Consider the following 8,204-nt stretch of genomic DNA (forward strand, 5'->3'; position numbering starts at 1 on the left):
ATGGATCGGCTTATCCGTCATTGCGAGGGGAAACTGCAAGTTTTGACGAAGCAATCTCAGGATATTTAACGAGATTGCCATGCTTCCTACGGTCGCTCGCAATGACGAGGCGGTGTTACGCTGGCAATACCTGCTCGCAATGACGAAAAAACTACTCTTCGTTAAATATTAGCACTTCAGCAGTATTTTCCCATTTTAGCATTTCGTCGTATTTAGTATGCCAAATACGCATAATTTCTTTTTCATATTCTACAATTTGCTCTTCTAATCCTTCAAATTGTTTCACCATTTGACGTGCTTTAGAAAGTATCGTGTCATTAGTAACGTCAAAAACTTTTTTCAAATGAAGGTCTTGTTCTTCTTTGTAATTTAAATGAGCCGCTCTACCAAGTTCAGCATCTTTATGCATATCTTCACTTCTTATCTGTATTTCAAAATTACGCTTATAGTGTAAAAGCTGCATTATATTATGAAGAGACTGATAGCCGTTGCTTTTTGGTCTATTGATATAATCTTTGGTGTATAACCAATCTAAATGCGGAGAACTCTTAACTACGTCCAAAGCATTATAGCATAGAGCTTTAGATTTAACTATAATCCTACATGCAATTAAGTCTTTCAATGCATCAATCAGCACTTCTTTCCTTTTCATCTTTTTTAAAACAGAATAAGGTTCTTTAAGACGCATATATATCTCATTTTCTATATCTGCTTTATTTAAATCTTCTTTAAGCAGATTAATAATATCACAAATCAAATCCCCTCATGCTACCTAAAATTCTATATATCTTTATTCTTAGTAAATATTACCTATAGCTTTTAGAACTTAAATCCACAAGACTGTTCATAATACTATTCAAGTAATTTATAAAATTAATTCTTTAACTAAAAATTAAAAAACAGATTAATAGTAAAAATAAATTTTTTCAATATAATTGTTTAATTAATTTTAACTTAGATTAATTGAATAAGCTCCTTAATAGCCATTTTACGGCTAAATACCTGCCGTTGTGCAGTTCCGTTGTCATCCCGCGTGGCTACGACCACGGGGATCTTGCATCACAGACTGCGTCCTAAGATACTGCGGTCAAGCCGCGGTATGACATTAAATAAATAATAGCATTCAACAATAAACAAGTCAGAAAATTTATCTATAGAACCTTCCCGAAACACTCCCTAAAACTTCAGACATTTTGTTAAATTCTCTGGTACATTCAAGCACTATATCTATGCCTGCATCTAAAACTCCTTTGGTAATATCTGCCATACTACCGCTTAAAGCTTTCATATCTATTGCATCGGAAATAATAAGCCCTTTAAAACCAATATTATTTTTAATATAATCGATAACTATTCTGGATAGAGTTGCGGGGTTGTTTGGATCAAGAGCTTTGTAAATTATATGTGCAGTCATAGCAAGCTTAATATTATCGTGCTTCGCTAGCTCCTTAAATACTTTAAAATCTGTTTTTTCTAACTCTTCTATACCAGCATCGACAATCGGTAATTTTTTATGGCTATCCACCGTAGCTCTACCATGACCAGGAATATGCTTAATGCAAGCTGCGACTTTCTCTTCTTGTAATCCGTCTACAGCAGCTAAACATAAAGGTACGACTACTTCCGGCTCTGAGCCAAAACTTCTATCTCCGACTATCTTGTCTGCTCCTTCGTGGATCAAATCCGCTACCGGTGCAAAATCTAGATTAATGCCTACTTCTCTTAGCTCTTTGCCTATATTGCTATAGTTTTGTTTGCACTCTTGCACATCAACGAAAGTTTGAGCAGCCAGAGCGTCATAAAAAGTCGGTGCTATGAGCCTTTTTACCCTACCACCCTCTTGATCTATAGAGATGATAGTATTTTCCCCTAATACTTCTTTTATATCTGCAATAAGCTTAATAAGGGCTTCTTTATCCTGCTCACCGTTATCATTCTTTCTAATATTACGACGGAATAAAATTACACCTAAAGGATTATGCTCTTCAAATAATTCTCTTTCGACATCGGTTAATTCAGGACCGGATATACCTATAATTACCGGCTTTACCATTTGTCTTATTGTCATAATATGCTCCTTTCTTTAAAACGTGATATGACAAGTACTATACGCAAGTCATCAAGGAATCGGCAAGAATTTTTTTATTTGAAGAGATAAATTATGGAAGTTGAAGTAATACATCGATTCTACTCGATTAACTTGAAAAATTGGCTGAGTCGTCTTTGTAAGCCCTCAGATGCTGCTCACGTACTTCTATATGCTCCGCTCCTCGGCTTACAGACTCCTCGCTCTTTTCTAAGTTAATCTTCGTATAACTCATTTTGCAGCAAGATTTTTGAAGTAAATCAATATCCATTAGCAGTATAATATTTTCTATTATTTATTTTATAATTAGATAAATCAGGGATTTTTGTCTCTAGATATCTTAATTGATGTAAAGCAATATTTAAATGCTTAATCACTTCACTAGCAGAATAATATTTTTTTGTTAGACTTTTTGCATAACTTACTTCTAAAGGTAATTTGTACGTCAATCCGGTACTCGCATCCTCACGTACTAAAGTGTACGCTGCTGCGGTGCTACGTTCCGTGTTTCCTTCAAATTCCTCTTTATTAGCTTCGTTATGCAAAAAGTCTATTAATATATTATTTGTCATGGTTGTTGATTAAAGCTTTTAATTTGGAAGAAGGGACAAAACGTAAATTCTTTTTGGATTCTATAATTACCGGTGATTTGGTATGAAAATTTATTCCGGGACGTGGATTTTTTTGTTTAACCTCAAAGCTACCGAAATTCTTTAAAGTTAATTTTTGTTTCTTTGCTATTTCTAAAATGTTAGAAAAACCGTATTAACTATTTCTTAACATAAATTATTTGAAAAACCCAATTTGGAGCTTAACATAGCTGCAATTTTTTCTTTGGTAATAGTCATAAATAATACCGATTTTTAAGGGTATATTGTCCGCAGTCATTGCGAGGAGAAACTATAAGTTTCGACGAAGCAATCTCAGGAGTTTATCCTACTTTATGAGATTGCCGCGTCGATGCTACGCATCTCCCCTCGCAATGACGTTAAAAAATTACGAATCTGCTTTTTCTTTATCGTTATTATATTCATTAATATTTTTATTTAGCTCTTCTAATTTATCCACTAGGTACTGACGTATTTTTTCTTGCTTCCTGCTTTTTTATAATCTTCCATTTTTGCTTTTACATCATCTATAGATTTTTGCAGTTCTTCACCTTTTTTATCTTTCTGATCTTTCACATTCTTTTTTATCTCTTTTATCTCTGCAACGCTTTGGGCTATCTGATCATAAGTATTGCTTAAGGTCTGATTAAATTTATCGGCTCCCGTTTGTGCTAGGTTTGTTAAATTGTCTTTTAATCCCTGTAAGTTTTCGGTAATTGTTTTTGTACTGCTTGTAGCTACTTCTTCAGTTTGCACTTCATTTGCTTTTGTTTCATCCTTGGTAGGCGAATCTGCAAAAATGCTAGGTGTTAATAATAATGTAGCCCCTAGTGTTATTAAGATTTTTTTCATTATATTATCCAATTATTTATGTTTATTGTTATATTGTTCAATTTTTTTACTTAAATCATCAAGTTTTTTTACAAGAGTTTGTCTATATTCTTCTACTTTATCATCTTTAATTTTCTGATAATCCTGCAACTCTTTAGTTAAATTTTTATATTGCTCTTTTATAGTTTCTAAAGAATGATCTTTACTAATCCTTAGCATATTTCTCTAAATCATTAATTTTAACGGATAATTTATCCGCCACTTCATGACATTTTTTACTAAAATCGGCAGTAATAATTTTAACAGAACCTTTAAGATTATTATGTAATTCTTCAAGTGCTTCCCCTATAGTTCTCATAAAACCTCTTTTTGAAAATAGTTAATAAAAATTAAACTTAGGTATTATATATCAGAATCATAAATAATATAACTTTAAAAAGTAATTTTAAAAAATACATATTTAATATATAGTTATTTGTATCAAATAACTTTGAGGATTTTATGACATTAGAACTAGGAAAAAAAGTTCCTGATTTATCTTTACACATAGGTAAAGATAAAATAATTAAACTATCGGATTTAAAAGGAAAATTCATAGTATTATATTTTTATCCGAAAGACGATACACCTGGATGTACTATTGAAGCACAAGATTTTAACAAGCTAAAACCAGAATTTGATAAACTTAATACGGTAATTATCGGAGTATCCAAAGATAAGCTTGACTCTCATGATAAATTTAAAGAAAAATATAGTTTAGGATTTGATTTAGCCTCTGATGCAAATTCAAATTTATGTGAACAATTAGGGATATGGATAGAAAAATCAATGTTCGGTAAAAAATATATGGGCATTGATAGAGCTACGTTTTTACTTGATAAGGAGGGCATAGTTAAGCATATTTGGCGGTCGGTAAATGCTAAAAATCACGCTCAAGAGGTACTTGAAAAATTACGGACTATGCTTTCTTAAGTGTTGTTACGTGGATCAATTCCACCACTGTCATCCCGTGGCTTGACCACGGGATCCAAAAAAAATTAAAAAAGACTGGATACCGTGGTCAAGCCACGGTATGACACCGAGTGTATGAGACCGTTCAGTCGCTCACAATGACGTTTTATTTTTTCCATCTATTATGAAACCAGAACCATTGAGAAGGATTTTGCTTAACCCATTCTCCTAGCATTTGATTAATATTAAGCATAATATTATAGCAATCAACTTTATTATCACCGGTTTGCTCAAACTTTAATTGCGGGTGAACTATTACTTTAAAATAACTGCCTTTAGTTCTAATGATTTGGCAAGGTATAATTGGATATTTATACTGCAAAGCAATTTTAGCGATGGCGTTTGCAGTCATAGCAGAGTGCCCTAAAAAAGGCACTTCAATTCCATCGTTCATTTTTTGATCAACAAGCATAACAATAGATTTACCCTCCTTGATAGCCCTAACTAAAGCTCTGCTACCTTCAGGACCTTTTGGTATAAGTCTTAATTTATCACCGGCACGGCTTTCATTAACCAATTTGTTAACATACGGGTTATTTGCTTTACGATAAATTACGGCAACTTTCGGATAAGATTTATGAAGAATCTTAAGACTAATATCCCAATTGGCAAAGTGACCGCTAAATAATAAAAAGGGTTGTCCTTCAAGTTTTTTAATATTTTCTATGCCGATTGTTTCGATTCTACGCTCTAACTCAGCTTCATCCATCTTGTCGACATATGTAAATTCACCGATAAATCTACCAAAATTATCCCAAGTCTGATCTATGATTTTTTCAACATCACACATATCGCCGAATACTGCTTTAATATTTCGTCTAGCAATTTTATTAACGGCAAATAATATACCGACTTTTCTTGCTATAAAACTACAAATATCTGCTGCTTTATCTACACCGAATATTCCTATTACTTTAAGGAATATAACGACGATAAAATACTCAATTAAATATCTGAGCTTTTTTAAAAATTTTTTCATTTAATAAATCAGGGTTGTTTATAGATAGTTCTACATCTAGACAGATAATATTATTATTTAAATCATTAAACTTAACGTGATCTTTTCTTGTAGTAATTAAGGTAGCGTTATGCTCTTTAGCTAATGAATATAAATTTTCTAAATCTGCTTGTAAATAATTATAATGATCAGGAAAAATTTTGTAACCGGTTATATTTAATCCGTAATTTTTTAAAGTCGAAAAGAAACGCTCAGGATTACCGATGCCACTAAAAGCAAAATAATTTTTAGTTTTATCTATATTATTTGAAGGAACTATTTGAGCATTTATTAACTTATTGACATAAGGAGTTAAAATATTCGGTATTTTATCATTGGTGCTATTGACTAAAAAAATTAAATCAGCTGCATCAAGGGCTTTATTTGGATACTGCCTTAAAGGACCGGCAGGAATTAGAAAGCCGTTGCCGGAAAGCCTTTGGCTATCTACTGAAACTATAGTGAAATCTTTATGAAAATAAGGATTTTGTAGGAAATCATCAACTATTATTATATCAGGTTTAAGTTCGTTAATTAACGGTAAAATCTCTTTAATATTTTTAGTAGCAATAACTGTTCCATGCTTTGCAAGTATTACTCCCTCATCTCCTACCTCTAATGCTGTATGTCCTTGATGTATGGTAGTTGCACTTTTAAGGTTACTACCATAAGCCTTAGTTACTATTACAAAACTTACATTTCTAACTTTTAGTAATTTGGCTAGATACATTACTATCTGCGTCTTACCCGTACCTCCTACGCTACAATTACCGACACAAATAACTTTAGCAGGCAACATAATAGGACGTGCTAAACTAGCTCGTAAATAGCCTAAAAATTGATATATCAAGCTTATAGGTAAAAGCAAATAAGCTATAATATTTCGCTTCTGCCAAAATTTAGGATATAAAAGTTTGATCATAATTTAACATTTACGGCAGTTAAAAATAAAATCAAAAGGATTAATTGCTTTATTGTCTAGTAGAATTTCAAAATGCAAATGTTCACCCGTTGCATTACCGGTTCTTCCTTGTATACCGATAAATTGACCTCGCTTAATTTTATTTCCTTCCTTGACTGACATTTCCTTTAAATGAGCATATTTCGTAACCAATTTGCGTCCATGTTTAATCTCAACAAAATTCCCGTAATCAGGTGCTCTTGCCGCTTTTATAACAATTCCGCTTGCCGCTGCATATATCGGCGCTGCTTTTTTAGCTTGTAAATCAATACCGCTATGGAAACATTTCTTTTTTCTTTTCTTTTTATGAGGACTTTTTCTAATTCCGTAATGGCTAGTAATTTTCGGCTCATATTCCGGCATCATAAGTGGTATTGTACTAATTATTTTATCAAGCTTGGTTAATTCCGAGATATTATTCCTATGAGTTTGTTTTTTTGCAAAATAGCTAGCTTCCGGTTTAGAGAGAAACTTATATTTTGAATTTAGTTTTGTTACAACTGCCTTTATATCAGCTATTTTTATTTCGGCTGCTTTATTAAATTCTGCCGGGTTTTTATTATGGAATTTTTGTAAAAAAATCTTATTCTGTTTAGGATTATTAATTATTAGACCTAAGTTTTTTGCATATATACATTTGTTATTTTTGTTTGTTAAATCATACTGTACTACTAAATCCGCATGGCTGATTTTATATTTTTGCTTTAATTGAGATGAAGTGGTAGAAAGTAATGTAGTATCACTAGATTCTTTAATACTGCTACAACCTTGAACCAGAAAAACTATAAACAGTAAAAAGATATATTTTCGAAAAGACATTAAAAGTAAATATACTCCTGTGAAATGAAGAGTTGATATACGAAGCTCAATTTGGAAAAGAGCAAGGCGTTTTGAGGCTTTTAACCGCAGCATACATACTAGTACGTGAGGATTAAAAGCAAAAAACAACGAAGCCAATTTTTCAAATTCAGCAAGTATACGTAAATTTAAAATATTGCTTAAATAACCAGTTAATTTTTCTAATTCTTCTCTAATATTTGGAGGATTAATTAACATTAACCACACTTTACCATATTTTTATCACTATATAAAAGCTCATATTCAATAATTATAGTTTCTTTAAATCCGATATTCTTGTAATTGTAGTAAAAATCACGGACTAAAGATAAATCTTAGGATACCAAATTAAGACGGTATTATTAAGAACTCGTAGCTTAATTTTTTTAAGTGCTTCGAGCAGTTTTTGAAACTCATTTTTTACTTCAAAAGGCGGATCAAGAAAAATTAATCCTCTATTCTCTTTAAAGGGTAAAAAAGCTTTTATAGCATTATAAGCATCTATATTATGTGTATTATTCGGTAGTAGTTTTTTTAACTCAAGTAATCGCTTGGATGAGGTTCGCAAGCAATTAAGCGATCATTTGGTCTTAATAATTGTTTAATTATAAAAGGTGAGCCGGGATAATGATTAAGACCTGCTAGGTTTACTATATTTAAGAAAGTTTGTAAAAGCTGAGAAATAGGATCGGTAGCTTGCAGTAGTTTATTAATGCCCGTATCGCTTTCTAAAGTTTTAGAAGCCGCCTCCGAGTTTAAATCGTAAAGACCTAGCCCAGCAAAAGCATCTAAAACCCGCAAAAGGTTTTTCTTTTTTCTTGAGCTGTTCTAAAAATCGCAATAAGTACTAAATGTTTGACTATATCAGCAAAA

The 8,204-nt window shown here is 31.9% G+C and carries 7 protein-coding genes and 5 pseudogenes; 1 reads left to right on the top strand and 11 read right to left on the bottom strand.

Features of this window, described 5'->3' with window-relative positions:
- Positions 1 to 151: 151 nt before the first annotated feature.
- The 7 genes and pseudogenes from REIS_RS00215 to REIS_RS15255 form a co-directional block, all read right to left on the bottom strand.
- Positions 152 to 757 carry a guanosine polyphosphate pyrophosphohydrolase gene (locus REIS_RS00215; RefSeq protein WP_008579240.1) on the bottom strand — a complete coding sequence of 202 codons (606 nt, stop codon included), beginning with the start codon at positions 755 to 757 and terminating at the stop codon, positions 152 to 154.
- A 302-nt stretch (positions 758 to 1,059) separates the two neighbouring features.
- Positions 1,060 to 2,068: pseudogene (locus REIS_RS00220) on the bottom strand (glycoside hydrolase family 3 N-terminal domain-containing protein).
- Between the two features lie 311 nt (positions 2,069 to 2,379).
- A pseudogene (locus REIS_RS16715) lies at positions 2,380 to 2,631 on the bottom strand (palindromic element RPE1 domain-containing protein); the annotation flags it as partial.
- Between the two features lie 16 nt (positions 2,632 to 2,647).
- A pseudogene (locus tag REIS_RS11720) lies at positions 2,648 to 2,859 on the bottom strand (HU family DNA-binding protein).
- A gap of 223 nt (positions 2,860 to 3,082) precedes the next feature.
- Positions 3,083 to 3,546, bottom strand: a pseudogene (locus tag REIS_RS00230) (hypothetical protein).
- 12 nt (positions 3,547 to 3,558) lie between these two features.
- Positions 3,559 to 3,744: a hypothetical protein gene (locus REIS_RS15250; protein ID WP_037214417.1), complete on the bottom strand. Its 186-nt coding sequence runs from the start codon at positions 3,742 to 3,744 to the stop codon at positions 3,559 to 3,561.
- The gene (locus REIS_RS15255) at positions 3,731 to 3,883 is read right to left on the bottom strand and encodes a hypothetical protein (protein ID WP_008579243.1); all 153 of its coding nucleotides are present in this window, start codon (positions 3,881 to 3,883) and stop codon (positions 3,731 to 3,733) included. Before REIS_RS15255 ends, REIS_RS15250 begins: the two co-directional genes overlap by 14 nt.
- A 143-nt stretch (positions 3,884 to 4,026) precedes the next feature.
- Between REIS_RS15255 and bcp the strand changes: the two genes are divergently transcribed.
- On the top strand, positions 4,027 to 4,497 hold the full coding sequence (gene bcp, locus REIS_RS00240; RefSeq protein WP_008579244.1) for a thioredoxin-dependent thiol peroxidase: 471 nt from the start codon (positions 4,027 to 4,029) through the stop codon (positions 4,495 to 4,497).
- 145 nt (positions 4,498 to 4,642) lie between these two features.
- Here the strand turns inward: bcp and REIS_RS00245 are convergent, their stop codons facing one another.
- The 4 genes and pseudogenes from REIS_RS00245 to rlmJ all read right to left on the bottom strand — a co-directional run.
- Positions 4,643 to 5,515: a lipid A biosynthesis lauroyl acyltransferase gene (locus REIS_RS00245; RefSeq protein WP_008579245.1), complete on the bottom strand. Its 873-nt coding sequence runs from the start codon at positions 5,513 to 5,515 to the stop codon at positions 4,643 to 4,645.
- A complete protein-coding gene (gene lpxK / locus REIS_RS00250) occupies positions 5,478 to 6,455 on the bottom strand; it encodes a tetraacyldisaccharide 4'-kinase (protein WP_008579247.1) in 978 nt (325 codons plus the stop codon). The genes REIS_RS00245 and lpxK overlap by 38 nt, the downstream gene beginning before the upstream one ends.
- A gap of 3 nt (positions 6,456 to 6,458) precedes the next feature.
- On the bottom strand, positions 6,459 to 7,313 hold the full coding sequence (locus REIS_RS00255; RefSeq protein ID WP_037214420.1) for a M23 family metallopeptidase: 855 nt from the start codon (positions 7,311 to 7,313) through the stop codon (positions 6,459 to 6,461).
- Between the two features lie 159 nt (positions 7,314 to 7,472).
- Positions 7,473 to 8,204 (bottom strand): annotated as a pseudogene (gene rlmJ, locus REIS_RS15260) (23S rRNA (adenine(2030)-N(6))-methyltransferase RlmJ); the annotation flags it as partial.

Origin of the sequence: Rickettsia endosymbiont of Ixodes scapularis (genome assembly GCF_000160735.1) — a bacterium.
Lineage (GTDB): Bacteria > Pseudomonadota > Alphaproteobacteria > Rickettsiales > Rickettsiaceae > Rickettsia > Rickettsia tamurae.